At 71.7% G+C, this 24,614-nt stretch carries 24 protein-coding genes; 5 read left to right on the forward strand and 19 right to left on the reverse strand.

Features of this window, described 5'->3' with window-relative positions; translation table 11 throughout:
- Positions 1-58: 58 nt before the first annotated feature.
- The 7 genes from AB0O48_RS01755 to AB0O48_RS01785 form a co-directional block, all read right to left on the reverse strand.
- Positions 59-886, reverse strand: a complete 828-nt coding sequence (locus AB0O48_RS01755) for an ABC transporter permease (RefSeq protein ID WP_357572551.1) — start codon at positions 884-886, stop codon at positions 59-61.
- Positions 886-1,785 (reverse strand): ABC transporter permease, encoded by a 900-nt coding sequence (locus AB0O48_RS01760; protein ID WP_365062368.1) that lies wholly within the window; start codon positions 1,783-1,785, stop codon positions 886-888. Before AB0O48_RS01760 ends, AB0O48_RS01755 begins: the two co-directional genes overlap by 1 nt.
- Entirely contained in the window at positions 1,782-2,933 is a 1,152-nt protein-coding gene (locus tag AB0O48_RS01765; protein ID WP_365062370.1) for an ABC transporter ATP-binding protein, read from the reverse strand. Before AB0O48_RS01765 ends, AB0O48_RS01760 begins: the two co-directional genes overlap by 4 nt.
- 4 nt (positions 2,934-2,937) lie before the next feature.
- Entirely contained in the window at positions 2,938-4,122 is a 1,185-nt protein-coding gene (locus AB0O48_RS01770; RefSeq protein WP_357241929.1) for a spermidine/putrescine ABC transporter substrate-binding protein, read from the reverse strand.
- Between the two features lie 208 nt (positions 4,123-4,330).
- Positions 4,331-4,519 (reverse strand): DUF397 domain-containing protein, encoded by a 189-nt coding sequence (locus AB0O48_RS01775; RefSeq protein WP_357572547.1) that lies wholly within the window; start codon positions 4,517-4,519, stop codon positions 4,331-4,333.
- Positions 4,510-5,253: a DUF5753 domain-containing protein gene (locus AB0O48_RS01780; protein ID WP_365063243.1), complete on the reverse strand. Its 744-nt coding sequence runs from the start codon at positions 5,251-5,253 to the stop codon at positions 4,510-4,512. Before AB0O48_RS01780 ends, AB0O48_RS01775 begins: the two co-directional genes overlap by 10 nt.
- Before the next feature lie 300 nt (positions 5,254-5,553).
- Positions 5,554-5,922, reverse strand: coding sequence for a DUF3499 domain-containing protein (locus AB0O48_RS01785; protein WP_357368957.1), 369 nt, complete (start codon positions 5,920-5,922; stop codon positions 5,554-5,556).
- Between the two features lie 153 nt (positions 5,923-6,075).
- Here AB0O48_RS01785 and AB0O48_RS01790 point away from each other — a divergent pair, with 153 nt between their 5' ends.
- Positions 6,076-6,525, forward strand: a complete 450-nt coding sequence (locus AB0O48_RS01790; protein WP_357241919.1) for a metallopeptidase family protein — start codon at positions 6,076-6,078, stop codon at positions 6,523-6,525.
- 100 nt (positions 6,526-6,625) lie between these two features.
- Here the strand turns inward: AB0O48_RS01790 and AB0O48_RS01795 are convergent, their stop codons facing one another.
- The 6 genes from AB0O48_RS01795 to AB0O48_RS01820 all read right to left on the reverse strand — a co-directional run bounded on the left by AB0O48_RS01795 (position 6,626) and on the right by AB0O48_RS01820 (position 13,249).
- Positions 6,626-6,883, reverse strand: coding sequence for a WhiB family transcriptional regulator (locus tag AB0O48_RS01795; protein WP_007455784.1), 258 nt, complete (start codon positions 6,881-6,883; stop codon positions 6,626-6,628).
- A 458-nt stretch (positions 6,884-7,341) separates the two neighbouring features.
- Positions 7,342-7,671: a phospholipase gene (locus AB0O48_RS01800; protein ID WP_365062373.1), complete on the reverse strand. Its 330-nt coding sequence runs from the start codon at positions 7,669-7,671 to the stop codon at positions 7,342-7,344.
- A 16-nt stretch (positions 7,672-7,687) separates the two neighbouring features.
- Positions 7,688-9,082 (reverse strand): DUF4331 domain-containing protein, encoded by a 1,395-nt coding sequence (locus tag AB0O48_RS01805; RefSeq protein WP_357241913.1) that lies wholly within the window; start codon positions 9,080-9,082, stop codon positions 7,688-7,690.
- A gap of 51 nt (positions 9,083-9,133) precedes the next feature.
- Entirely contained in the window at positions 9,134-9,412 is a 279-nt protein-coding gene (locus AB0O48_RS01810; protein WP_357241910.1) for a hypothetical protein, read from the reverse strand.
- Between the two features lie 164 nt (positions 9,413-9,576).
- Positions 9,577-12,120 (reverse strand): bifunctional FO biosynthesis protein CofGH, encoded by a 2,544-nt coding sequence (locus AB0O48_RS01815; RefSeq protein WP_365062376.1) that lies wholly within the window; start codon positions 12,118-12,120, stop codon positions 9,577-9,579.
- A 115-nt stretch (positions 12,121-12,235) separates the two neighbouring features.
- Positions 12,236-13,249, reverse strand: coding sequence for a hypothetical protein (locus AB0O48_RS01820; RefSeq protein WP_357241905.1), 1,014 nt, complete (start codon positions 13,247-13,249; stop codon positions 12,236-12,238).
- A gap of 98 nt (positions 13,250-13,347) precedes the next feature.
- Here AB0O48_RS01820 and cofD point away from each other — a divergent pair, with 98 nt between their 5' ends.
- Positions 13,348-14,349, forward strand: a complete 1,002-nt coding sequence (gene cofD, locus AB0O48_RS01825) for a 2-phospho-L-lactate transferase (protein WP_357241902.1) — start codon at positions 13,348-13,350, stop codon at positions 14,347-14,349.
- Positions 14,346-15,431: a coenzyme F420-0:L-glutamate ligase gene (locus AB0O48_RS01830; protein WP_365062379.1), complete on the forward strand. Its 1,086-nt coding sequence runs from the start codon at positions 14,346-14,348 to the stop codon at positions 15,429-15,431. The genes cofD and AB0O48_RS01830 overlap by 4 nt, the downstream gene beginning before the upstream one ends.
- A gap of 254 nt (positions 15,432-15,685) precedes the next feature.
- On the opposite strand, the gene AB0O48_RS01835 is transcribed toward AB0O48_RS01830, so the two are convergent.
- On the reverse strand, positions 15,686-16,684 hold the full coding sequence (locus AB0O48_RS01835; RefSeq protein WP_357241896.1) for a winged helix-turn-helix domain-containing protein: 999 nt from the start codon (positions 16,682-16,684) through the stop codon (positions 15,686-15,688).
- Between the two features lie 288 nt (positions 16,685-16,972).
- Positions 16,973-18,019 (reverse strand): hypothetical protein, encoded by a 1,047-nt coding sequence (locus AB0O48_RS01840; protein ID WP_365062382.1) that lies wholly within the window; start codon positions 18,017-18,019, stop codon positions 16,973-16,975.
- A 39-nt stretch (positions 18,020-18,058) separates the two neighbouring features.
- Here AB0O48_RS01840 and AB0O48_RS01845 point away from each other — a divergent pair, with 39 nt between their 5' ends.
- The gene (locus AB0O48_RS01845) at positions 18,059-18,667 is read left to right on the forward strand and encodes an NUDIX domain-containing protein (RefSeq protein ID WP_357241890.1); all 609 of its coding nucleotides are present in this window, start codon (positions 18,059-18,061) and stop codon (positions 18,665-18,667) included.
- Here AB0O48_RS01845 and AB0O48_RS01850 read toward each other — a convergent pair.
- A complete protein-coding gene (locus AB0O48_RS01850) occupies positions 18,636-19,727 on the reverse strand; it encodes a sugar phosphate nucleotidyltransferase (RefSeq protein WP_357241887.1) in 1,092 nt (363 codons plus the stop codon). The two genes, AB0O48_RS01845 and AB0O48_RS01850, sit on opposite strands and share 32 nt — an antisense overlap.
- Before the next feature lie 61 nt (positions 19,728-19,788).
- Entirely contained in the window at positions 19,789-20,934 is a 1,146-nt protein-coding gene (locus AB0O48_RS01855) for a glycosyltransferase family 1 protein (protein ID WP_357241883.1), read from the reverse strand.
- Positions 20,935-21,088: 154 nt separating this feature from the next.
- Here AB0O48_RS01855 and AB0O48_RS01860 point away from each other — a divergent pair, with 154 nt between their 5' ends.
- The gene (locus AB0O48_RS01860) at positions 21,089-21,778 is read left to right on the forward strand and encodes a TIGR03089 family protein (RefSeq protein ID WP_365062385.1); all 690 of its coding nucleotides are present in this window, start codon (positions 21,089-21,091) and stop codon (positions 21,776-21,778) included.
- 193 nt (positions 21,779-21,971) lie between these two features.
- On the opposite strand, the gene AB0O48_RS01865 is transcribed toward AB0O48_RS01860, so the two are convergent.
- Entirely contained in the window at positions 21,972-23,945 is a 1,974-nt protein-coding gene (locus AB0O48_RS01865) for an acetoacetate--CoA ligase (protein ID WP_365062387.1), read from the reverse strand.
- 142 nt (positions 23,946-24,087) lie between these two features.
- A complete protein-coding gene (locus AB0O48_RS01870; protein ID WP_357241874.1) occupies positions 24,088-24,606 on the reverse strand; it encodes a hotdog domain-containing protein in 519 nt (172 codons plus the stop codon).
- Positions 24,607-24,614 lie beyond the last annotated feature (8 nt).

Below are 24,614 nucleotides of genomic sequence, written 5' to 3' on the forward strand. Positions count from 1 at the left end.
CGCGCTCACTCGTCGACGCAGGACAGGTGATGTGTCGAGATGCCGTCAGCAGGCGGGCTCAACGCGCTGCCCCCGTCGCGCCGACATCCGACGCGGGCCGACGAGCCTGCCGACCCCGCAGCGACGTGAGCCCGGTCAGCAGGAGCGCTATCGCGAACATCGCGGTGCCGATGACGTTCACCTGTGGTGGGATGCCCCGCTGGGCGGCGCCCCAGACGTACATCGGGAACGTGACAGTGGTGCCGGCATTGAAGTTCGTGACGATGAAGTCGTCGAAGCTCAGCGAAAAAGCCAGCAGCGCGGCGGCCACGATGCCGGGCAGCACCAACGGCAGGGTGATCCTCCGGAAGGTCTGCCACTCGTTGGCGTAGAGATCCATAGCGGCCTCCTCCAACCGCCGGTCCATCCCGGCCAACCGCGCCCGCACGGTGACCACCACGAACGACACACAGAACGTCACGTGCGCGACCACGATGGTCCAGAAGCCCTGCGGCACCCCGGCGGACACGAAGAGCGCCAACAGCGACGTACCCATCACCAGCTCCGGGGTGGCCATCGACAGGAAGATCAGCACGTTGATGCCGGACCGGCCGCGGAGGCGGTGCCGGACCAGCGCGAACGCCAGCAGGGTGCCCAGCACGGTGGCGACCACGGTGGCGAGGAAACCGATCTGCACGCTGCGGACCACCGCGTCACACATGTCCGACGTGGCGCAGGGCCGCCGCCAGTTGTCCAGGGTGAACTCGTTGAAGTCGTACGACAGCCGACTCGACGGGCGGTTGAACGACAGACCGGCCACCACCAGGATCGGCAGCGACAGATAGCCGACCACCAGCAGCGCCACGATCAGCACCCAGCGGTCGACCAGCCAGCGCCAGAACCTCATCAGAGCCGCCTCTCGAAGCCGGCCCGACGCAGGTAGCCGACGACCACCGCGAGGATCGCGGCCATCAGCAGGAACGACAGCGCGGCGCCCTGCGGGTAGTCCAACCGGACCAGGAACGCCGAGTCGACGACGTTGCCGATCATGTACTCGTTGGGGGTGCCGAGCAGCTCGGCGTTGATGTAGTCGCCGCTGGCCGGGATGAAGAACAGCAGCGTGCCGGCGACCAGGCCGGGCCGGGACAGCGGCAGGGTCACCCGACGGAACGCCTGCGCACCGCTCGCGTACAGGTCGCTGGCCGCCTCCAGCAACCGGTGGTCGAGCCGCTCCAGGCTCGCGTACAGCGGCAGCACCAAGAACGGCAGGAAGTTGTACGTCAGGCCGAGCACCACCGCCAACGGCGTGGCCAGCAGCCGTCCCTGCGGTGCCAGCAGGTGCACGTCGCGCAGCAGACCGACGAGCACGCCGTTGTCCGACAGGATGGTCTTCCAGGCCAGCGTCCGGACCAGGAAGCTGGTGAACATCGGCGCGACCACGCACACCAGCAGCAGGTTCCTCCACCGCCCGGCCTTCTGCGCGATCGCGTACGCCAGCGGGTAGCCCAGCAACAGCGCCAGCACCAGGGCCAGCCCGGCGTAGCCGAACGAGCGCAGGAACTGCGGCCAGTACGCCTGCACCACGTCCGGGTAGTTGCCGAACGCCCAGGCCATCGCGTACCCGGTGGAGAGCGAGCCGCCGGGGTCGTAGAGGCTCGCGGCACCGAGTTGCAGCAGCGGCACACCGAAGAAGACGAGCAGCCAGGCCACCCCGGGCAACACCAGGAGGTACGGCAGGAGGCGGCGCCGCCCGGACCGGACCGCCGGCGGCCCCTGCCCCGCTCCGGTCGGCGCCGGACGGGTCACGAGGGCGCGCCCACCGGCTCGTCGCGCACCGGCGACGTCCGGTCGGTGTCCCCGGCGGCACGGGGCAGCAGGAACGCGTGCCGCGGATCCCAGTACGCCACGGCCGTGCTGCCGACCGCCACCGGCGTCGAGGTCCCGCTGTTGGCCGTGAAGACCGACAACTCGGCGCCCCAGCCGGTCCGCAGCAGATACTGCGTGCTGACCCCCACGTAGGACGCGTCGCTGACCACCCCGGTGACGTGCTGATGCCCAGCGGGCACCTGGTCGGCGGAGCCGACCAGAATCAGCTTCTCCGGGCGTACCCCCAGGTGGACCGGACCGTGGTCGGACCGGGACCGGCCGGTGGGCACCGAGAAGCGGCTGCCGTGCGCCGTCACCGTGACGTCGTCGCCGCTGACGCCGGTGGCGTCGCCGGCGAGCAGGTTGGACTGGCCGAGGAAGTTCGCCACGAACGCGGTGGCGGGAAGCTCGTAGAGGTCGGCCGGCGTGCCCTGTTGCGCGATCCGTCCGTCGTGCATCACCGCGACGGTGTCGGCCATGGTCAGGGCCTCCTCCTGGTCGTGGGTGACGTGCACGAAGGTGATGCCCACCTCGGTCTGGATCCGCTTCAGCTCGATCTGCATCTGCCGGCGCAGCTTCAGATCCAGGGCACCCAGCGGCTCGTCGAGCAGAAGGACCTGCGGCCGGTTGACGAGCGCCCGGGCCAGCGCGACCCGTTGCTGCTGGCCGCCGGAGAGCTGGGCCGGCCGGCGGTTGCCGTAGCCGTCGAGCTGCACCAGCGACAGCATCCGCAGAACCTCGCCGTCGACCGAGCGGATGCCGCGTCGACGCAGCCCGAAGGCCACGTTCTCGAAGACGGTGAGGTGCGGAAACAGCGCGTAGCTCTGGAAGACGGTGTTGATCGGCCGCCGGTACGGTCGCAGCCGGGTGACGTCCCGGTCACCGAGCAGCACCTGGCCGCTCGTCGGTTCCTCCAGCCCGGCGATCATGCGCAGCGTGGTGGTCTTGCCGCAGCCGGACGGGCCGAGCAGGGCGAAGAACGAGCCCGGTCCGATGGACAGGCTGAGGTCGTCGACCGCGGTGGAGGCACCGAACCGCTTGGTGAGGTTGGCCAGGCGCAGGTGGTCGGCGGGTGTCTCGCGTGCCATCCCGTCACGCCCCGATGACCTGCTGGAACTTACCCTCGTACTCCTTCTCCTGCTTCTCGTCCAGGGCCATGAACATCGTGGACTTCGACAGCAGAGCCTCGTCCGGGAAGATCAGCGGGTTGGTCGCCAGCTCGGGGTCGATCTTCTCCATCTCGGCCTGAGCGCCCTTGACGGGGCAGATGTAGTTGACGTACGCGGCGAGCCTCGCGGCGACGGCCGGCTCGTAGTAGTAGTTGATGAGCTGCTCGGCGTTCGCCTTGTGGGTGGCCCTGTTGGGCACCATCATGTTGTCGCTGTAGAGCATCACCCCGGAGTCGGGCGCGACGAACCGCACCCTCTCGTCGGCGGTGGAGAGCTGGATGACGTCCCCGGACCAGCCGATGCAGGCGGCGATGTCGCCCTTGGCGAGATCGGGTGCGTAGTCGTTGCCGGTGAAGCGGCGGATCTGCCCCGAGTCGACGGCCTTCTTGAGTTTGTGGAGCGCGTCGTCGAACTGGGCGGTGGTGAAGTTCGACGGGTCGTGCCCACCCGCGCCGAGCAGCAGGCCCATCGTGTCGCGCATCTCGCTGAGCGCGGTCACCCGGCCCTTGAGGTCGGGGCGGGTCAGCAGCTCGTCGACCGTACGCAGCTCCTTGGTGACCTTGCCGTTGTACGCCAACCCGGCGAGGCCGGACTGCCACGGGATGGAGAGCTGGTTGTCGGTGTCGAAGGAGCGGTTGAGCAGCGGCGGGAGCAGGTTGGCCCGCACGTTCGGAATGTTCGCCGGGTCGAGTTTCTGGATCCAGCCGAGCCGGCTCATCCGGGCCGCCATCCAGTCGCTCAGCACGATGATGTCCCGGTCGGTGCTCTGGCAGGCGGCGAGCTGCTGCCGCACCTTGCCGAAGAATTCGTTGTTGTCGTTGATGTCCTCGGTGTAGGTGACCTGGATACCGGTCTTCCGGACGAACTCGTCCAGGCTGGGTCGCTTGGACTCGTCCTCCTCATCCACGTCCAGGTACTGCGGCCAGTTGGAGAACGCGAGCTTCCGCTCGGTGCCGGAGAGGTCCTCGCTGACGCAGCCAGCCTCGGTCTGTTGGGCGCCCTTGGTGCCGCAGCCGGCAAGGCCGCCACCCGCGGCGACCAGGGCGGCCGAGCCGAGAGCGCCGGTGAGCAGTCCACGCCGGGAGAGGGGCCGGAGGGGGACACGCATCAGTTTTCCTCAGGGGTCGGTGCCGTGGACGACTGACACGATGACAAACCGGCACCACCGGCGGAGCATCGGGGCCGACGCGTCACCACCCGTGGACGTGTCGACCACGCTCAGCGTGAGCCACGCGATATTGCGGATGGCGGGGTGTCTGCGCGCCGGGACACCGCGCTTTCCCCAACCCGAGTGGATCAGCGGCCGGACCGACGGCTCAGCTCGATCGGACGAGGTTGACGAAGGACGTCCAGGCGGCCGGCGCGAAGGCCAGGGTGCCACCGTCACGGTCCTTGCTGTCGCGTACCAACACCCGGCCGGGCAGGTTGTCGGCTACCTCGACGCAGTCGCCGCCGTTGTTGCTGCTGCGGGTAGCGGTGCGCCAACGGGCGTCGGTCATGTCCATGTCGTGGCCACTTCCCTGATCAGCTCGATCGACAGGCGTTGGGGTAACGCCTCACCGGTGACGCTCTCCCACCTGCGTCCCAGGCTAGCGACGTCGACGGGATCGGTCACGACCTGACCGCGGAGCTGGTTGTCGAGATACGCCAATTCCGTCCCGTCGGGCAGGCGGCCCAGCACGAAGGGACCGGCCAGACCGGTGTGCCACGGGCTCTCCGCCGGGATGACCCGCACCTGCACGTGCTCCCACTCCGCGACCGCCGCCAGGTGGGCCAGCTGCCCGGACATCACGGCGCGCTCACCGACCAGCCGGCGCAGCACCACCTCGTCGATCACCGTCACGAGCTGCAGTGGGGCGTCGCGACCGAGGACCGACTGCCGTTCGAGGCGGCCCGCGACGATCAGATCCACCTCGGACGGTGCGAGCAGCCCACCGGTACCCAGCACCGCGCGGGCGTACCCCTCGGTCTGCAGCAGGCCCGGCACGAGCAGCGGCTGGTAGGAACGGATCGAGACGGCGTCCTGTTCGAGCTCTGCCCACGGCCGGAACCACGGCAGGTCACGGCGGCGGAACGGCTCCGGCCAGAGGTCGGCCGCGTCCCGACGGAGCACCCGGGCGACCGCGATCCGGGTGCGCGGGTGCGGGATGTGCCCCGCGGCGAGCCACCGCCCGGCCGTCTTGGGGTGGATGCGAACCTTCTCCGCAAGCGATTCGACCGTCTCGCCCGCCTCGGCCATCGCCACCCGCAACGCCTCGTTCGCCACTCGGACCCTCCCGCCCACGAGGGGTACACCGCGACCTGGAACGGTGCACGCTGCGGCGCATGTTAACCACGCTGCGTGGCGGTGTCTGCGGCCTAACGGCGTGTGGCGGTGAGACGTATTGATACGCCCCCCAAACGCCCCCAGGTGCCCCACCAACGTCCCCGACCCACCCGCGCCACGCTGGTTGATCAGGAGGTTTCGGTCATCGACCGGCGCGTTCTTGACGCAAACCTCTTGATCAACACCGAAGAGGGCCGCGGGGCCGGGTGGGGGTTAGTGGTTGGGGGGGATTACTCGGAGGTGGCCTCGGCGGCCGGTTTGGTGGGGGTGCTCGGGGCGGTTCTGGTCGGGCTCCGGGGGGCGGGGGGCCGGGCGGGCGGCTTCGCGGACCGCCTCGGCGAGCGCCACCAGGTCGTCGGTGGTGGGCGGCGGCGGCTCGAACGCGCCCTCGTGCCGGACCACGTCCCAGCCACGCGGTGCCGTCAGGCTGCGGGCGTGCGGCTCACACAGGTCGTACGTGTGCGGCTCGGCGAACGCCGCCAGCGGCCCCACCACCGCTGTCGACTCGTTGTAGACATAGGTCAATGTGGCGACCGCTTGCCGGGGGCAGCCGTTACGGGAGCAGCGCCGTGGTGACCTCACGTGCGGCAGGGTATCTCCATTACCGGGTCCGGCGCATCGCTTCGCGTTGCGACACGCCCGTCACGGTGATCACAGTTCGCCGTTCTGGGCGCGCCGCGCCACGGGAGCGGCGGTGCCGCTGGCCAGCCCGGCGCGGGCGCTACCCTTTGCCTCATGACGAGCCCGGAACACCGCCGCCCCGGCCCCGGCCGGCGTGTGCACCGTGACCGGCACGGTCGTGGCCTGCGCGGGCGGCTGGTGCCGGCCACCGTGCCACTGGCACGGACCAAGGCCGAGGTCTTCGACGACCTGGTCCTGGACACCGTGGAGACGCTGGAGCGTCGGTTCGCCAAGGAGCTGGCCGGGGTCGAGTTCGCGGTCGAGGACGTCCCGCCGGACCTGAACGTGTACGACTCCGATGTGCTGGAGGATGGCGAGGTCCCGCTGGCCCGGCTGCTGCCCGGCCGGCCGGGCCGACAGGAGGTGCCGCCGCGGATCGTGCTGTACCGGCGGCCCCTGGAGTTCCGGGCGATGGATCGCGAGGACCTCGCCGACCTCGTGCATGACGTGATCATCGAACAGGTGGCGAACCTGCTCGGGGTCGACCCCGACGAGCTGACCTGAGCCACCCCTCAGTCGCTGATCGCGCAGCCGCACCGGCGGCACACGCAGCCCCAGAACGCGCAAGAGTCGGGCGGCCCCCACCGCCTCGACCTCGCACCGCTCAGGCGGCCCGCCGCTTCAACTTGCGCCGCTCCCGCTCGGAGAGCCCACCCCAGATGCCGAACCGCTCGTCGTGACCGAGAGCGTATTCGAGGCATTCGGTCTTGACCTCACACCGCGAGCAGATCCGCTTCGCCTCGCGGGTTGAGCCGCCCTTCTCGGGGAAGAACGCTTCGGGGTCGGTCTGCGAGCACAGTGCCCGCTCCTGCCACTCCGGCGCGTTTCCGAGCAGGTCGGCCACCTCAAGCTGGCCGTCCATCAAATGCCTCCTTGTCGCGCACCGGCGTCATCGCCGCTGCAACCCCCCACGCGAAAGGCGTGCTTGTCCGTCCGGTCCCGTTTTGTTGCGTTCCGTGCGAACAACCCCATTCAAATTACACGCGTGTAATGCGTGCGCCGTCAAGCCAAACTTGATAATGGAGTCGCCCTCCCGACACCCCCGGACGGCCACTCGGACCGTCCAGCCTCGCAACCTGCCCTATCGATTCAGACCCCGGCCGAGTAACGCCCTCTCCGGCGAGTTGCCCGACTTTTCTCCCGTGGCGCTCCCCCGACGAGGCGCCAGCGGGGCAGTGCCAGACGTCCGCACCCTCAAAGCTGATCTTGGTGGGGGACAGGTTAACGCGGCGCGGCGCAGACCGCCCGTCGAGCTGGGAACAGCACGTACGCCCCGTCCACAATGTGGACGGGGCGCGGCGCGAGACCGGTGCGAAAACGTCAGCTGGCGACCCCGAACCCGCTGGTAGGCCACACGAATTCGGCGATGCCTCCACCGTGGACAGAAATTGAACCGGCGGGCGTACTCTCGTCCCACCAGACGGTATAAATCCCGCCGGGCAGATCCGGATAGACCGCACTGTGGAACGAGCCGTCCTGCACCCGGCGCTCCCGCACGGCAGAGTGGACCCGCCGATCGTCGTCCCGGCTGATCTCGATCTCCCGGCCGTGCAGATCGCGGCCCGTGTAGACGATCAGAGCACCGGTGTCGCCGCCCAGATCGAGGACGACGCTCCCCGTCTCCGACGGCCCGTACGCGTGCTCGTGCATCCCCTCCCCCCGCCGGTCAGGACGCCGCCGGCGGGTTGTTGAACCCGTCGTACGGCGTACCCAGGTAGGGGAAGTTTGCGAGGAACGGCGCGGTCACGTCGGCGGCGCTCAACCCCGGGGTGACCGCGGCGGCCGCCGCGTCCGGTTGGAACGTCTTGTCCACGAGCGGGACGGTGACCCCGGCGATCGCCCGCAGCGCGATGCTGACCACGTCGTCGCCGACCCGCCGCCCGTTCGGGTATCCGGCCAGGTCACCACCGAGCACCCCGAACCGGTCCGGCTGCCGGGTCGGCGGGATCGCGGTGTTCAGCCGCAGCATGTCGGCCTGCACGTCGCCGGTGGCGTTCGTGAAACCGTCGATCAGCCCGGCCGGTACGCCGGTGAGCAGGATCGCCACCAGGTCCGCACGGGCCTTCTTCGCCTTGGTGAGCCGGTCCAGATTCGGGAACACGTCCGGGTAGAGCGCCGGCAGCAGGGCGGCCAGCTCCGGCTGCTCGACGAACCGCGCGAACCGCTTGTCCTCCGACGGTGGCAGCGAGTTCCACAGGTCCTTCTTGGACATCGGCACGATGACCTCGTTGAACAACGGATTGCCCAGCCGGGAGACCTGGGTGAACGGCCCGGTGGCGGTGTCCGCACCGCCCCGGTCACCGAGCACCCGTACCTGCCGACGCGACGCCGACGTCCACACCCCGATCACCGACGCCGCGTCACCGGCGCCGTAGCGGTTGGCGCGGCGACGCACCTGCTTCAGTGGCACCTGCACGGCGATGCTGTGCACGTTCATCCGGTCGGTGGCGTTGACCGGCTCCCCCTCGGCCTTGAAGATCTTCTTCCCGGCGACGTGCAGCTGCTGGAACGGCCGCAACGTGCCGAGGTCGAAGATCGCCCCCAGGTCGACGAAGAAGCCGTCCGCGCGCTGCCCGGCGAAGACCCGCTCGCCGGTGGAGAGCGAGTAGGTGGCCTGCCGCACAAGCTCGGCGTACTTCGGGGTGGACAGCGGGCCGACGTTGCACGGCGGGCAGGGCAGCTTGTGCGCCAACCGGTGCTCCCGGCCGTCGGTCACCCGGGTCAGGCTGTAGAACTGCCGCCGGTTCCAGTTCTTGCTGTCCAGCGACTCGATGGCGCCGGTGTTGTAGAGAAAGCTGTTCGGATTGGTGATCTCGGTGGTGAATTCGAACCGGTAGGTGACATCCGGACGGCCGTCGCCGTCGTTGTCGATATGGATCTCGTAGCGCACGTCGTCACCGAACTCGAAGAAGTTCGGGCCCCCCGAGGGCAGCTGCAACGGAACGTAGTTGGCGATCAGCGTCACCGTGTCGGGCTTGTCGGGGCTGACGAACGCGTACAGGTCGGAGCTGTCGGCGACCGGATCCTTGGCTATCTCCGGGGCCTCGCGATGGGAAGACATGGCGGACCAACCTCACTGGGCGGGGACAGGATGGCAGTGCGGAGTGCCGGGTCAGCGCCGGGCGGCGCGCCGCAGCCGGTCCGCCAGGCCGCGGTCACGTACCTCGATCCGCGTCTCACCGACGAAGACGTCCATCGTTCCGGAGGCGGCGTCGCGCAGGTGCACGACGATCGGCTCGTCGGCACGTCCAGCCGCGCCGGGGGCGTTCTGCGCGGCCGACAGGCCGGGCACGGTGAGCGCGGCGGCACCGAGGGTGGCGGTGGCCGCAGCGGTCAACGTCTGCCGGCGGGTCAGTCGCGGCCACTGCCGCTTCCGCTGATCACTGGTCATGGGCAACCTTTCCGGCGGCGGCGCGGTACGCGCCCGCGGGGACGGACGGGTCCGGCGCCGTCCATCGACGCCGCCGGGCCCCTGAGGGGGGCACCGGCGGCGGTCCTGGCCGCGACCGCCACCGGCATCGCGTGGTACGGCCGGCAGCGGGGAAAGGTTCGACGTCAGGGTCGGGCGTGACCGTACGCAGTCGACCGCTTGCGCGCCGGCCGACCGGCTGCCGTCGCAATGGCCCGCAACTGCTCCTCGGTACGCGCCGACCCGTTGTCGGAGCCGGCCATCCGGGAGATCGTCTCCTCCATCAGCGTGCCGCCCAGGTCGTTGCATCCACCCTGGAGCATCGCGACGGTGCCCTCGTCACCGAGCTTCACCCAGGAGCACTGGATGTTGTCGATCCGCCCGTGCAGCAGCAACCGGGACATGGCGTGCACCACCCGGTTCTCCCGCCAGGTCGGCCCCGGTCGGGCGATTCCCGCCAGATAGATCGGAGCATTGGTGTGCACGAACGGCAGGGCCACGAACTCGGTGAACCCGCCGGTACGGTCCTGCACGCCGGCCAGCACCCGGAAGTGCGCCAGCCACTGCCCGGGGTGGTCAACGTGGCCGTACATCATGGTGGAGCTGGACCGGATGCCCAGCTCGTGGGCGGTGCTGACCACGTCGACCCAGGCGGCGGCCGGGAGTTTTCCCTTGGTCAACACCCAGCGCACGTCGTCGTCGAGGATCTCCGCGGCGGTGCCGGGGATGGTGTCCAGCCCGGCCTCGCGCAGCTGCGTCAACCAGTCGCGCACCGGCACGCCCGCCTTCGCGGCGGCGGTGACGATCTCCATGGGCGAGAAGGCGTGCACGTGCATGTCCGGCACGCGGGCCTTGATCGCGCGCACGATGTCGGCGTACCCGGTGACCGGCATCTTCGGGTCGATGCCACCCTGGAGGCACACCTCGCTGGCCCCGGCCGCCCACGCCTGCTCGGCCCGGTCGGCGACCTGGTCGACGGAGAGCCGGTACGCGTCGGCGTCCCGCTCACGCTGGGCGAAGGCACAGAACCGGCAGCCCACGTAGCAGACGTTGCTGAAGTTGATGTTGCGGTTGACCACGTAGGTGACGTCGTCGCCGACGGCGTCGCGCCGGACGTCGTCGGCGAGCCGGCACAACGCGTCGAGCGCCGGCCCGTCCGCCCCGAACAGCGCCAGCGCGGCGTCGGTGTGCCGGGGGTCGAGCAGCGCCGCCGGGTCGTCGGCGGCGAGCGTGAGCCCGGCCGCCAGGTCACGGTCCGCGCCGCTCCCGGCCGCCACCGGGGGTACGCCCGCACGCCGTGCCGTCGCCTCCGGGGTGACCTTGCCGGCGACCTCGGACCAGTCGCCGTAGACGCTGTCGAAGTCACCGCGCCGGTCGTCGGTGCGGCCGGTGGTGTCGATGGTGGTGTGCAGGTCGACCCGCCCGCCGAACACCTCCTCCGGCTCCTGCCAGGGGTGGCCCTGCGGCAGGGCCGACTCCACCGCCATGCCGGTCGCCGGATCGGCGAGCGCGTCGACGTGCGGCAGCAGTCGCGGGTCGAGCCACGGGTCACCGGCGCGCACGTACTCCGGGTAGATCGTCAGCCGCTCCCGCAGCGTGAACCCGGCCAACTCGGTGTGCCGGGCCAACTCCTCGATCTGCGGCCACGGGCGTTCCGGGTTGACGTGGTCGGGGGTGAGCGGCGAGACACCGCCCCAGTCGTCGATGCCGGCGCGCAGCAGCAGGTCGTACTCACCGGCGATGAGGTTCGGCGGGGCCTGGATCCGGGCCTTCGGGCCGAGCAGCAGCCGGGCCACCGCCACCGTGGCGGCCAGGTCGTGCAGCTCCGCGTCGGGCATGCCGCGCATCGCCGTGTCCGGCTTGGCGCGGAAATTCTGCACGATCACCTCCTGGAGGTGGCCGTACTCCCGGTGGGTGCGGCGGATCGCGAAGAGCGCGTCGACCCGCTCGGCCGGGGTCTCCCCGATGCCGATGAGGATGCCGGTGGTGAACGGCACTCCGACCCGGCCGGCGTCGTCGAGCACGCGGAGCCGAACCGCCGGCTCCTTGTCCGGTGAGCCGTAGTGCGGGCCGCCCGGCTCGGACCAGAGCCGGGTCGCGGTGGTCTCCAGCATCATGCCCATGCTCGGGGCGACCGGCTTGAGCCGTTGCAGCTCCGACCAGGACAGCACCCCGGGGTTGAGGTGCGGCAGCAGGCCCGTCTCCTCCAACACGGCCACCGCGCAGGCCCGCAGGTAGTCAAGTGTGGAGTCGTAGCCGCGCTCGTCGAGCCAGCTCCGGGCCGCCGGCCAGCGCTCCTCCGGCCGGTCACCGAGCGTGAAGAGGGCCTCCTTGCACCCCTGCTCGGCACCGGCCCGCGCGATGGCGAGCACCTCGTCGCGGTCCAGGAACGGCGCCGGCAGCCGGTGCGGCACGGTGGCGAACGTGCAGTAGTGACAGCGGTCCCGGCACAGCCGGGTCAACGGGATGAAGACCTTCTTCGAGTACGTGACCACGCCCGGCCGCCCCGCGTCACGCAACCCGGCGTCGCGGATCCCACCGGCCACCCGGAGCAACTCGTCGAGGGCGTCCCCCCGGGCCGACAGCAGGGCGGTCGCCTCGTCGACGTCAAGCGCCCGCCCGGTCGCGGCCCGGCCCAGGGCACGCCGCACGCTAGCGTCACTCGGACCGGATTGGGTGCGATCAACCATCCGCTCAGCCTATGCGCAGCGCTCGCCGGCCCGGCCAGTCCCGGCCCGCACCGTGGGAAAGGGCACGGCGGCACCACCCCCGCCCGGTGCTCAGAGAGCCGTTGCCGGAGCAGACTCAGCGCGGCTGGTCCGGATGCTCACCGGGCTTGATCTGCTGGGTACGGTCGGCGTCCGGATCGACCGGGCGGACAACCGCCTGGGTCGGGTCGGCGGACGCCGGTTCGACGGACTGCCGCGGAATGGCCTGGGTCGGGTCGGCCGACGGCGGCTCGACGGGCTGACGCGGAATGGCCTGCGTCGGATCGGCGGACGGCGGCTGCCCGAACGGCGGCTGCCCGAACGGCGACGCGGGCGGCGCGGACTGCGGGGCAGGGTGGGCCGGCGGGGCCGACTGCGGGTACGGCGGGGCCGACTGCGGGTACGGCGGGGCGGACTGCGGGTGCGGCGGGGCCGACTGCGGGGCCTGGAACGGCGGGGACGGCTGGGCGTACTGGCCGCCGTACTGATCCGCCGGGTAACCGCCGGGCTGGCCGGGAGCGGGCCACCCGCCCTGCGGCTGACCACCGGGTTGCCCCGGAGTCGGCCAGCCGGCCTGCTGCTGCGGCCAGCCTGGCTGCGGCTGGCCGTAGACACCGGGCTGCGGCTTGGGCCGCGGCACGTAGTAGTGGGCGCGCCAGATGGTGTAGACGACCCAGGCGGCGACCGCGAAGATCGCCATCCAGGCGATCTGGGTGAGCACACCGAGGAGCGCGTCGAGCACCCTGGTGTCGGCCAGCCGGCCCACCGTCGAGATCAGCATGGTCAGCGTGCCGATCACCGCACTGGCCGCGTACTCACCGAGGGCCACCTGCGTGATCAGCTTGGCCTTCGGCGCCACCGGCGAGATGTGCGTGGCCAGCAGGACGGCCAGCAGCGGGAGGCCCACCGCCACCAGCCCGACGAACGTGCCGAAGGCGTCGCCCGCACGTTCGGTGAAGGAGCCGCCCGGGGTGATCAACCGGAGCAGGCCCACGAAGAGGAGCACGGCGTTGGCGCCGAGCAACGCGAGCGCGGCGAGTTCGCGTAGCGGCTTGGTCAGCTGACGGGCCTGCGCCGCGTCGGCGGACGCGGGCTCGGCGGGGCTGGTCACTAGCTCCCCCTCGGGGCAGGAACGGACAGGGCGCACGTGAGCCTAGTCTCGAGGGCCACCGGCAGATCGAAGGCACCACGTGCGCGAGGATGGTCGTCATGCACATCGTGGTTCTGGCCGGCGGCATCGGCGGCGCCCGGTTCCTGCTCGGCGTCCGGGCGTACGCCCGCGACGTCGGCGCGGAGGTGACCGCCGTGGTCAATGTCGGCGACGACCTGTGGCTGCACGGGTTGAAGATCTGCCCCGACCTGGACAGCGTCATGTACACCCTCGGCGGTGGCGCGGACCCGGAGCGGGGCTGGGGTCGGGTCGGCGAGAGTTGGACGGTCAAGGGCGAGCTGGCCGCGTACGGGGCACAGCCGGACTGGTTCGGTCTCGGCGACAAGGACATCGCCACCCACCTGGTGCGCACCACCATGCTCAACGGCGGTTACCCGTTGAGCGCGGTCACCGAGGCGCTGTCCACCCGTTGGCAGCCGGGCGTGCGTCTACTGCCGGCGACCGACGACCGCCTGGAGACCCACGCTGTCGTGAGCGGGAGGAGTGAGCCTGCGAGCCCCGCACTCGCGAACAGCGCCAGCACCGTGGAGGACGAGCAGGGGCAGCGGGCGATCCACTTCCAGGAGTGGTGGGTACGACACCGGGCCGACATCCGTACCCATCGCTTCGTCTTCGTCGGTGCGGAGACGGCGAAGCCGGCACCCGGGGTGCTGGACGCGATCGGGTCGGCCGACCTGGTGTTGGTCGCCCCCAGCAACCCGGTGGTGAGTATCGCGCCAGTGCTGGCCGTACCGGGGCTGCGGGAGGCGGTGGCGGACGGCCCGGCGCCGGTGGTGGGTGTTTCGCCGATCATCGGCGGTGCTCCGGTGCGGGGGATGGCCGACCGTTGTCTCGCCGTGCTGGGTGCCGAGTGCAGCGCCGCCGGGGTGGGCCGCCTCTACGGGGGCCGGTCGGACGGCGGCCTGCTGGACGGCTGGTTGGTGGCCGACGAGGACGCCGGCACGGTGGTGCCGGGGGTGACGGTCCGCGCGATGCCGCTGCGGATGACCGACGAGGCGGCGACGGTGGCCATGGTCCGCGCCGCGGTGGAGTTGACGTGAGGCTGGAGATCCTGCCGGTGCTCGGCATCGGCCATGTGACCGAGGGTGACGACCTGGCGGCGATGATCGCCACCGCTGCGCCGTGGCTGCGCAACGGGGACGTGCTCGTGGTGACCAGCAAGATCGTCTCGAAGTCGGAGGGGCGGCTGGTCGACGTCCCGGCGGACGGTCCCGAGCGGCTGGCCGCACGGGACGAGATCCTGGCCGCTGAGACCGCCCGGGTGGTCGCCAGCCGGGGGCCGACCCGGATCGTGCAGACCCTGCACGGTTTCGTGATGGCCTCCGCCGGGATCGACGCGTCGAACGTGGACAAGACCCAGCTGGTGCTGCTGCCGGTGGACCCGGACGCGTCGGCACGGGCGCTCCGCGACGCGTTGCGGGAGCGCTACGACCTGGACGTGGCGGTGATCATCAGCGACACCATGGGCCGACCGTGGCGCAACGGGCTCACCGACGTGGCACTGGGTGTGGCCGGAATGCCGGCGATCCGCGACCACCGGGGCGAGGTGGATCCGTACGGCAACGAGCTTCAGTTGACCCAGATGGCCGTGGTGGACGAGCTGGCCGGGGCCGGCGAGCTGATCAAGGGCAAGTGCGACCAGGTCCCCGTCGCGGTCGTTCGGGGCTACCTCGCCGCCACCACCCCGGACGACGCCGGTGGCGCGCGGGCGCTGATCCGCGACGCGGCACAGGATCTCTTCGCGCTCGGCACCGCCGAAGCGCGTGCTGCCGGACTCACCGACGCCGCCACCCTGGCCGATGGTCCCGGTCCGACGCCGGCCGACCTGAGCGCGGTACGACGGGCGATCGACGCGGTCGCCGGGGTGGTCGCCCCCGGCACGGTCTTCACGCTCGTCGACGAGGCCGAGGTACGCGCCGGGCTGGTCGCCGAGATGCCCGGCTGGCCGGACGGGGCCGACCTGCTGCTCGGCTCGGCCCCGACACCCGTCGACCCGATCGGCCTGGTTCGCTTCGGTGCCGACCTGCACCGACTGCGCGTCGCCCTCGCTGCCCAGGGCGTCGGGTCGACCCTGTTGCCACCGCCGCCCGGCAGCCCGGCGAGCGCCGCGCTCGCGCTCTGAGCGACAGCCGGGTCGCCCGCCCGAGCGGCCCGGCGCGCGGCGCTCGCGTTCTGAGCGACGGCCGGGTCGCCCGCCCGAGCGGCCCGGCGCGCTCGCGCTCTGAACGACGGCCGGGTCACCCGCCCGAGCGGCCCGGCGTGCTCGCGCTCTGAACGACGGCCGGGTCGCCCGCCCGAGCGGCCCGGCGCGCTCGCGCTCTGAACGACGGCCGGGTCGCCCGCCCGAGCGGCCCGGCGCGCTCGCGCGGTGGCGGGTCAGGCGTCGAGCATGGCCCGGCCGAGCGGGGTCAACGTGTGCAGCACGCTGTTGCGGTCCCGGTGGCTGACCAGCAGGCCGGCGTTGCGCAGCACCGTGGCGTGTTGGCTCGCCGCCGCCGGTGAGATGTTGAGCCGGCGGGCGACCTCGCCGGTGGTGCAGCCCTCGTCGCTGGCCTGCAACACGGCCGCCCTGGTGCGGCCGAGCAGCGCGGCGAGTGACTCGCGCGCGGCGGCGGACCGGACCGCCCCGCTGCCGTCGGCCGACGCCAACCCGCCCAACCGGTCCACCCGGTAGACGAGCACCGGCGGCAGGGCCGGATCGAGCAGGGCGACAGGCGTGTCCGCACAGAAGAACGACGGCACCAGCAGCAGCCCTCGACCGTCCAGGTGCAGCTCCCGGCTGTGTGGGTAGTTGCGGACCTCAAGCACCCCACCGTCCCAGCGCATGGCCGGCCGGAGGCTGTTGAGCAGGCCCTCGATGCCGCCGTCGAGCAGCGCCCTGGCCCGGTGCGCCCGGTCCGCCGCGACCGCCGACTGGATGCGGGTCCAGTACGGGTTGATCGCCAACGACCGGTACTGGACCATCGAGTCGGCGAGGTGGTGCAGCACCGCCACCTCGCCCCGGGCCAGCGCGGCGGCCGAGGGCGGCAGCTGGTTCTCGGTGGCGAGCACGCTCAGGTCCCGTTGCAGCATGCCGGTCGGGGTGCTGCGGAGCGCTTCCAGCCCGGCCTCGAAGCCGTCCACGCTGGCGTACGGGGTGAGGAAGTCCGGGAAGTAGCCGCGCGGCGGGCTCAACGCGAAGAGCAACCGGAGTTGCTCGGAGGCGGCGTCGTGACGCAGGCCTCGGGAGACGGTGCGCCGCCAGTGTGCCGTCAACGGGTCGCGGTTGCGGCTCTGCAACGCGTGCAGGCTGAGGACCAGCTCCCAGACCGGGTCCGCCGCCGGCGCCACCCGAGTCCGGAGGATGTCCTCCCCGGAAAAGTGGATCTTCAGCATGGAGCGCTCCAGTGTCGCCAGCAGGGGGATGCCGGGTGACCGTTTGACTCTACCCGGACGGCACTAATCTCCATCTTTAAGCCTGGGCTGAAAAACCTCGACGTCGCCGGAGCGGTTCGCCATGCTTCCAGTGCCCGAACACCGTGCCGGTGCGTCCTCGATGCGCCGGCCCCCGGGGCACCGGGTCTGGGGAGGCCCCGGTGGTCGGGCGGCACCACGAGGGTCTGCGGCCCTTGCTCCGCAGAGGTGCCGTCCGGTCACCAAGCCTCGCCACATCGCGCGCTCGGCTCAACCAACCCAGAGCGCGACCCGGTGATCCTCGTCCGTGACGTAGAACGGTCGCCCGTCCACCTCGGCCAGCCCTTCCACGTGGTGGAACGGCGCCAGGTCCCGCACCGGCTCCCCGACCAGCCGGGACGCGTCGGCCGACCCAGCGGGCGGGAGGCGGAAGCGGACGTGCCGAGACGTGACGTCACCGCCGCCCGGATGGTCGTCGAGCAGCACCGACCCCTTACCCAGCGCGTCGATCGAGCCGATCACCGCCGCGTACCCGCCGTCCGGCGTCGGGGTGATCGCGCGGAACCCGGTCAACTTCCCCGGCGGGGTGACTCCGGCCAACGCGTACGCGCGCAACGCCCCCGGCCACGCCGGCTCCGCCCCGAACATGGCCGGCACACCGGCGATCTCCACCAGGATCGGCTCACCGGCGTCGGTGACCGGGAACCGCAGCCCGAGCAGGACCGTCCCGGCCGGGGTGAAGGCGGCCGCCTCCACGTTCAACGGCAGGTCGCCCGGGGCCAGCCGGCTCACCCAGCGCTTCTCCCGCGCGGTCCCCCGCGCCAGCGTCTCCACGATGAACCGCGCCCGCACCCGCTCCCCGGGCGGCAACAGGGTCAACGGCGACCCGGCGAGAGCGTCGTTCACCGCCCGGTGCAGCCGGAACGAGTTGCGCACCACGTGCACCGGCACCAGCCCGGTCGCCGCGTCGTCCTCCCGGAAGCGGGCCACGAAGGCGCGTCGGGGCCGCAGCGGGCCAGCCTTCGAGCCGAAGTGGGAGCCGAAGACGTACACCCAGCCGTCGTGGTGGGCGAGCGCCTCGCCATCCTCGGTCCGCCCGTTCTCCGGACCCGCGTCGGCGAGCACGTGCCGGGCCGTCCACCCGCCGTCCTCGCGTTCCAGCAGCAACGCCAGGCAGCGCTCGACCGGCCCCTCGTCCAGCACGGTCCAGAAGCCCCGCCGGGCGCCGTACGCGCGCAGCAGCGCCGTCGACCGCACCGGCAGCAGATCGCTTGCCTCGTTGCCGGCTACCACGAATTCGACGAGTCGCAGGGTCATCGCGCCAGCGTACGGAGCGCCCGCTCGTACAGTGTCGGGGTGCCCGACACCCCGATCACCGCCCATCCGACCGACCCCGAGGCGTACGCGGCGCTGCACGCCGACGCCACCGCGCTGCTCGAAGACTGGCAGCCCACCAGCCCGGGGGCGGCCACCGCGAGGGACCGCACCCTCACGTTGCTCGACGCCGGCCCGATCGCGATGAGTCGGCCGCACCGACCCGGGCACGTCACCGCGAGCGCGCTGGTGCTGGACGCCACCGGCTCGCGGGTACTGCTCTGCCTGCACGTCAAGTTCGGGCGTTGGGTGCAGCTCGGCGGGCACTGCGAGCCGACCGACCAGACCCTGGTCGCCGCCGCGCTCCGCGAGGCCACCGAGGAGTCCGGCATCGCCGACCTGCGCATCGACCCGGTGCCGATCGACGTCGACGTGCACGAGGTGCTCTGCCAGGGCGGCTCACGCCACTACGACGTCCGATTCGCCGTGGTCGCGCCTCCCGGCGCGGTCGAGCAGGTCAGCGACGAGGCCGAGCAGTTGGGCTGGTTTCCGCCGGCCCAGCTGCCCGAGCCGCTGGCCGGCGGGACCGTACAACTGCTCGCACCGGGCCTGGCGGCCCTCAGACGTAGCCCTCTTCGCCGCGCGCCTTGAGCTCGTCGACCAGGGCCTTGACGCCCTGGGCCTGATCGCGCGGGCAGACCAGCACCGCGTCCGGGGTGTCCACCACGATCAGGTCGCGCAGCCCGAGGACAGCCACCAACCGACCGGACTGCGGCACCACCACCAGGTTGGTGCTGTCCCGCAGGAGCACCCCGGGCTTGGCGTCGGTGCCGAGCACCACGTTGCCCGCCTCGTCGGCCGGCAGCACCTCACCCAGGGTGTGGAAGTCGCCGACGTCGTTCCAACCGAAGTCGCCCGGCACGGTCGCGACCCGACCCGCGGTGGCCGCGCCCTCCATCACCGCGTAGTCCACGGAGATCTTCGGCAGCGTCGGCCAGATCGCGCCGAGCACCTCGTCCTGCTCGGGGGTGCCCCAGGCGGCGGCGATCGCGGCCACGCCAGCGTGCAACGCCGGCTGCTGGCGGGCCAGCTCGGCGAGGAAGACATCCACCCGCCACACGAACATGCTCGCGTTCCACAGGTGCCGGCCGGAACGGACGTACGCCTCGGCGACCTCCGCGCCCGGCTTCTCCTTGAACTCGGTCACCGGCCGCCACGGAGCGCCGTCGGTCTCCTCGCCGGTCTCCAGGTAGCCGTAGCCGGTCTCCGGACGGGTCGGGGTGATCCCGACCGTCATCAGCATCCCCTGCTCGGCCCCCCGGACCGCCTCCTGGACCGTGCGCACCCAGCTCCCCGGGTCGCCGATCAGGTGGTCGGCCGCGAAGCTGCCCATCACCGCGTCCGGGTCGCGCACCGCGATCACCGCGGCGGCCAGCGCGATCGCCGCGCAGGAATCCCGAGGGGAGGGCTCGACCAGGATATTCTCCTCCGGCAGACCGGTCAGCTGCCGAGCCACCGCCGCGACGTGCGCGGCACCGGTGACCACCAGGGTCCGATCCGGTGTGGTCAGCGGCGCGAGCCGCTCCACGGTCGCCTGGAGCAGCGAGGAACTGGTGCCGGTCAGCGGGTGGAGGAACTTGGGGTGGCCGGCGCGGGACAACGGCCACAGTCTCGTGCCGCTGCCACCTGCCGGAATTACCGCATAAAGCATCCGCACATCATGCCCGACGTACCTACTGGCAGTGGCACGGGTCACCACCAGGCACCCGAGCTCAGGAGCGGGCGCGACTCCAGGCGGCGATGTGCACCTCGGCGCTGGACTCCCAGGTGAATTCCTTGGCCCGGTCGAAACCCGCCTTCGCCAGGGACAGCCGACGCTGCTCGTCGTCGAGCAGCGCGGCCAGGTCGGTGCCGATCTGCTCCGCATCCTCCGAGGTGTACGCGACCGCGTCACCGCCCACCTCGGGCAGCGAGAGCCGGGGCGTGGTCAGCACCGGGGCGGCGCACGCCATGGCCTCCAGGATCGGCAGCCCGAACCCCTCGCCGTAGGACGGGTAGGCGGCGACCAGTGCGCCACCGAGGAAGCCGGGCAGGTCGGCGTAGCGCAGGTAGCCTGGGCGCAGCAGGCGCAGGTGCGACGGAACCTCGGCCACCGCCCGGTCGATGTCGTCGTCGTGCCCCTGCCCACCGGCGATCACCAGGGCCGGCGGCTCGGCCCGGTCGGACACCGCGCGGGCCCAACCACGGATCAGGTTGGGCACGTTCTTCCGCGGCTCCTTGGCGCCGAGGAAGGCGACATAGCTGCTGTTGCCCAGCCCCAGCCGAGCGCGGACGCGGGCCTTCTCCTCCTCGGTGGGGGCGTGGAAGGCCTGCTGGTCGACACCGTGGTAGGCCACGTCGATCCGCGTCGGATCGGCGTCGAGCAGCCGGATCAGCTCGTCCCGGGTGGCCTTGCTGGGCACGATCACCCGGTTGGCGCGGCGCAGCGACGTCTTGATGGCGCTGCGGAAGAACGTGCGGCGGGACTTGTCGTAGTGCTCCGGCTCGGTGAAGAACGTCGCGTCGTGCACGGTGACGGTGACCGGGCACCCGGCCCGCAGCGGGCAGGTGTAGAAGGGCGAATGCAGCACGTCGGCGCTCACCTGCTGGGCGAGCAGCGGCAGGCCGGTCTGCTCCCACGCGAGCCGGGCCGGGCGGTGCGCCACGGCGGCCGGAGCTGGGATGATCTCCGCGCCGGGCAGCATCCGGGTGTAACGCTCCAGGTCGGTGCGGAGGCTGACCACCGCCAGATCCACCCCCGACCCGCACACCTTGCCGAGGGCACCGAGCAGACCGTCGACGTATCGACCGACGCCACCACGGTCGGTGGGGACACTCGTGGCGTCGATGAGCACGCGGGGCGGGCGACCGGCGGTCACGGGGCGACTCCTTGCACTGGCGGGTCTGTGGGGAACAACACTCCGGGGGTCAAGCCTACGCCGGAGCGCGGGGCCGACGCTGACTGCGACCCGACGGTTTGCCGAGTTGTCATCGTCTTCGAGTACGGCCCACAGGGGCGTATCGTTCGCGCCGATGGCCGACAACATTGCCCGGGTGTTCGCCGACGCGATCGCGACCGACCCGACCCGACCGCTCCTCACCTGGTACGACGATGCCAGCGGTGACCGCACCGAACTATCCGGCGCCACCCTGGCGAACTGGGTGGCGAAGACCGCCAACCTGCTCGTCGACGAGGTCGGCCTCGCACCGGGCACTCCGGGCGGGGTGCTGTTGCCGCCCCACTGGCAGACCGCGGCGGTGCTGCTGGGCTGCTGGTCGGCCAAGCTGAGCGTCGTCGACACACCGGGCGACGTCGACGTGCTCTTCGCCGCCGCCGACCGGCTCGACGAGGCGCAGTCCTGGTCGGCCGACGAGCGGTACGCCCTCGGGCTGGCTCCACTGGCCGCCCCGCTCCGGCAGGTGCCGCCCGGGTTCGCCGACTACGTGGTCGAGGTACGCCGGCACGGCGACCACTTCCGCCCGCAGCCGGGGCCGGGCCCCACCGACGAGCACCTGCTGGCCCGCGCCGAGGCCCGCGCCACCGAGCTGGGCATCGAGGCCGGTGCCCGGGTCCTCGTCGACGCCGCCCGTTACCCGGACCCGGTGGACTGGCTGCTGGCCCCGCTGACCCGGGCCGCCACGGTGGTCCTCAACGCCAACCTCGACCCAGCCCGCCTGGCAGGCCGCCAGACCACCGAAAAGGTCACCCAAACCCTCCAGTAACCCCGCCGCCCACCCCCTGCCCGCTGCCCACCCCACCCCACCCCACCCCGCCCCGCCCCGCCCCGCCCCGCCCCGTCGATCATGGAGTTGTGGTGGGCAACTGCTGCACCTATGCCCCTTTTGCGAGGCACCACAACTCCTTGATCGACGCGGGCGGGGGGGTGGGCGGCGGGGTTGGCGGGAGGGCGGGCTGTTAGGGGGTGGGGGTGCGGGACTGGGCCAGGGCGGCGAAGGCGTTCAGGGACTCGGGGTTGGCCAGGGCGCCCTTGGCCGCCGCCTGGTCTACCGGGGTGCCGGTCAGGATCTTCTTGACCGGGACCTCCAGCTTCTTCGCGGACAGGGTGCGGGGCACCGCGCGTACCTGGTGGATCTCGTCGGGCACGTGCCGGGGCGACAGGGCGGTGCGCAGCTCGCGGCAGATCTTCTTCCGCAGGTCGTCGTCCAGGCTCAGACCCTCGGCCAGCACCACGAAGAGCAGCAGCTCACCGGCGCCACCCTCGTCGTCCTCCAGGTGCACGACGACCGAGTCGAGCACCTCGTCGAGCCCTTCGACCACGGAGTAGAACTCGGCGGTGCCCAACCGCACCCCGCCCCGGTTGAGGGTGGCGTCGGAGCGGCCGGTGATCACGCAACCTCCCCGCTCGTTGATGGTGATCCAGTCCCCGTGCCGCCAGACGCCCGGGTAGACGTCGAAGTACGCCTCGGAGTAACGGACACCGTCCGGGTCGTTCCAGAAACCCACGGGCATGCTCGGCATCGGCTCGGTGATCACCAGCTCGCCCAGCTCGCCGAGCACCGGGGTGCCGTCGGCCGAGCGTGCCTCCACCTTCGCGCCCAACGCCCGGCAGGCGATCTCGCCCGCGTACACCGGCAGCAGTGGCACCCCGCCCACGAAGCCGGTGCACACGTCGGTGCCGCCGGAGAGCGACTGGAGCTGCACCCGGTCGCTCACCGTCTCGTACACCCAGTGGAAGCCCTCGGCCGGCAGCGGCGCACCGGTCGAGCCGACGCCGCGCAGCGCCGACAGGTCGGCGACCTCGCGGGGCACCAGCTGAGCCTTGCGGCAGGCCAGCAGGAAGGGCGCGGAGGTGCCGAAGTACGTGGTGCCGGTCTCCGCCGCCAGCCGCCACAGCCCACCGAGGTCAGGGTGGGCCGGATTGCCGTCGAAGAGCACGATCGTCGCGCCCACCGCCGGGCCGGAGACCAGGAAGTTCCACATCATCCAGCCGGTGGTGGTGAACCAGAAGAACCGGTCGGCCGGACCCAGGTCGTGGTGCAGGGCGAGCATCTTCAGGTGCTCCAGCAGGATGCCGCCGTGACCGTGCACGATCGGCTTGGGCAGCCCGGTGGTGCCCGAGGAGTAGAGCACGTACAGCGGGTGGTCGAACGGCACCGGCGTGAACGTCAACGGCTCGTCGGTCGGCGCGGCCAGTTCCTCCCAGCCCAGCGCATCCTCGGGCGCGGAGCCCGTGGGGTCGAGGTAGCCGATGGAGACGGTGTGCCGCAGCGACGGCAGGGCGGCCCGGATCGCGGCGACCTCCGCGCGCCGGTCCACCGCCTTGTCGCCGTACCGGTAGCCGTCCACGGCGACCAGCACTGTCGGCTCGATCTGCTGCCAGCGGTCGGTGACGCTGCGGGTCCCGAACTCCGGCGCGCAGGACGAGAAGATCGCGCCCAGGCTGGCGGTGGCCAGCAGGAGGACGTACGTCTCAGGAATGTTCGGGGCGTACGCCGCCACCCGGTCACCGGCGGTGACGCCGAGCCGGCGCAGACCGGCCGACACCCGGCGGACCTGCTCGCGCAACTCCCCGGCGGTCAGCGTGACAGGTGCGCGGGTCTGCCCGTGCGCGATCACCACCGGGTCGTCGTCGGCGCGACCCGGCATCCGCAGCACGTTCTCCGCGTAGTTGAGCGTGGCACCGGGGAACCAACGGGCACCGGGCATTCCCCGCTCGGCCAGGGTGGCGGTCGGCGGGGTGTGCGCGATCACCTCGAAGTGGTCCCAGATCGAGCGCCAGAACCCGTCCAGGTCGGTGGTGGACCAGCGCCACAGCGCGTCGTAGTCGGTGAAGTCCAACCCGCGGTGCTCCCGCAGCCAGCGCAGGTAGCCACCGATCCGGGACCGCTCCAGTACGTCCGCCGGCGGCGTCCACAGCATGTCACCCACTGCCCCACCCTCCCCTGGCCTCGCACGACACTGTGCCTGGGCCGTGGCGCCATCTTGCCCTACCTCGAAGCGCCATTCTGCGCACCGGGTCCGGCAACCGATGCGTGCCCACCCCACACTCCAACCCGGCACCCCATGTGGGTCAGCCGGCGCGGTGGGCCTGGATGGCACGGCGCCGGGCGAGGCGGTGCGCGCGACGGATCTCCGCCTCCTTGTACCGGCGCTCGTCCTCCGCCGTCTCCGGCAACACCGGACGGACCGTCCGGGGGGCCCCGCCCACGTCCACGCCGACGAAGACCAGGTACGCGGTGGCGACCCGGACCGGCGCGTCCTCGGCCGAGTCCCACCGCTCGGCGACCACCCGCACGCCCACCTCCATCGAGGTCTGGCCGGTCCAGTTCACCTGGGCGTGTGCGTGCACGAGGTCACCGACCCGGACCGCCTCGGAGAAGACGATCTCGTCGATCGCAGCGGTCACGGCCGTTCCGCCGCTGTGCCGGGCAGCGGCGGCACCCGCCACGTCGTCGACGAACTTCATCAGAACCCCGCCGTGCACGGTGCCGTAGAGGTTCACGTCCACGGCAGTCATAATCTTGCTCAGCGTGACGCGCGAGTACGACGTCGGCTTGCCGACCGGTGCGGCGGAGAGGTGCTCAGTCATGCCGAAAA

Source organism: Micromonospora sp. NPDC085948 (assembly GCF_040686315.1).
GTDB lineage: Bacteria > Actinomycetota > Actinomycetes > Mycobacteriales > Micromonosporaceae > Micromonospora.

What these genes read in the sequence shown, in the direction of transcription:
- AB0O48_RS01755 (WP_357572551.1), bottom strand. Translation starts at nt 886, where the DNA reads ATGAGGTTCTGGCGCTGGCTGGTCGACCGCTGGGTGCTGATCGTGGCG.
- AB0O48_RS01765 (WP_365062370.1), bottom strand. Translation starts at nt 2,933, where the DNA reads ATGGCACGCGAGACACCCGCCGACCACCTGCGCCTGGCCAACCTCACC.
- AB0O48_RS01770 (WP_357241929.1), bottom strand. Translation starts at nt 4,122, where the DNA reads ATGCGTGTCCCCCTCCGGCCCCTCTCCCGGCGTGGACTGCTCACCGGC.
- AB0O48_RS01775 (WP_357572547.1), bottom strand. Translation starts at nt 4,519, where the DNA reads ATGGACATGACCGACGCCCGTTGGCGCACCGCTACCCGCAGCAGCAAC.
- AB0O48_RS01780 (WP_365063243.1), bottom strand. Translation starts at nt 5,253, where the DNA reads ATGGCCGAGGCGGGCGAGACGGTCGAATCGCTTGCGGAGAAGGTTCGC.
- AB0O48_RS01790 (WP_357241919.1), top strand. Translation starts at nt 6,076, where the DNA reads ATGACGAGCCCGGAACACCGCCGCCCCGGCCCCGGCCGGCGTGTGCAC.
- AB0O48_RS01795 (WP_007455784.1), bottom strand. Translation starts at nt 6,883, where the DNA reads ATGGACGGCCAGCTTGAGGTGGCCGACCTGCTCGGAAACGCGCCGGAG.
- AB0O48_RS01800 (WP_365062373.1), bottom strand. Translation starts at nt 7,671, where the DNA reads ATGCACGAGCACGCGTACGGGCCGTCGGAGACGGGGAGCGTCGTCCTC.
- AB0O48_RS01805 (WP_357241913.1), bottom strand. Translation starts at nt 9,082, where the DNA reads ATGTCTTCCCATCGCGAGGCCCCGGAGATAGCCAAGGATCCGGTCGCC.
- AB0O48_RS01810 (WP_357241910.1), bottom strand. Translation starts at nt 9,412, where the DNA reads ATGACCAGTGATCAGCGGAAGCGGCAGTGGCCGCGACTGACCCGCCGG.
- AB0O48_RS01815 (WP_365062376.1), bottom strand. Translation starts at nt 12,120, where the DNA reads ATGGTTGATCGCACCCAATCCGGTCCGAGTGACGCTAGCGTGCGGCGT.
- cofD (WP_357241902.1), top strand. Translation starts at nt 13,348, where the DNA reads ATGCACATCGTGGTTCTGGCCGGCGGCATCGGCGGCGCCCGGTTCCTG.
- AB0O48_RS01835 (WP_357241896.1), bottom strand. Translation starts at nt 16,684, where the DNA reads ATGCTGAAGATCCACTTTTCCGGGGAGGACATCCTCCGGACTCGGGTG.
- AB0O48_RS01840 (WP_365062382.1), bottom strand. Translation starts at nt 18,019, where the DNA reads ATGACCCTGCGACTCGTCGAATTCGTGGTAGCCGGCAACGAGGCAAGC.
- AB0O48_RS01850 (WP_357241887.1), bottom strand. Translation starts at nt 19,727, where the DNA reads ATGCTTTATGCGGTAATTCCGGCAGGTGGCAGCGGCACGAGACTGTGG.
- AB0O48_RS01860 (WP_365062385.1), top strand. Translation starts at nt 21,089, where the DNA reads ATGGCCGACAACATTGCCCGGGTGTTCGCCGACGCGATCGCGACCGAC.
- AB0O48_RS01870 (WP_357241874.1), bottom strand. Translation starts at nt 24,606, where the DNA reads ATGACTGAGCACCTCTCCGCCGCACCGGTCGGCAAGCCGACGTCGTAC.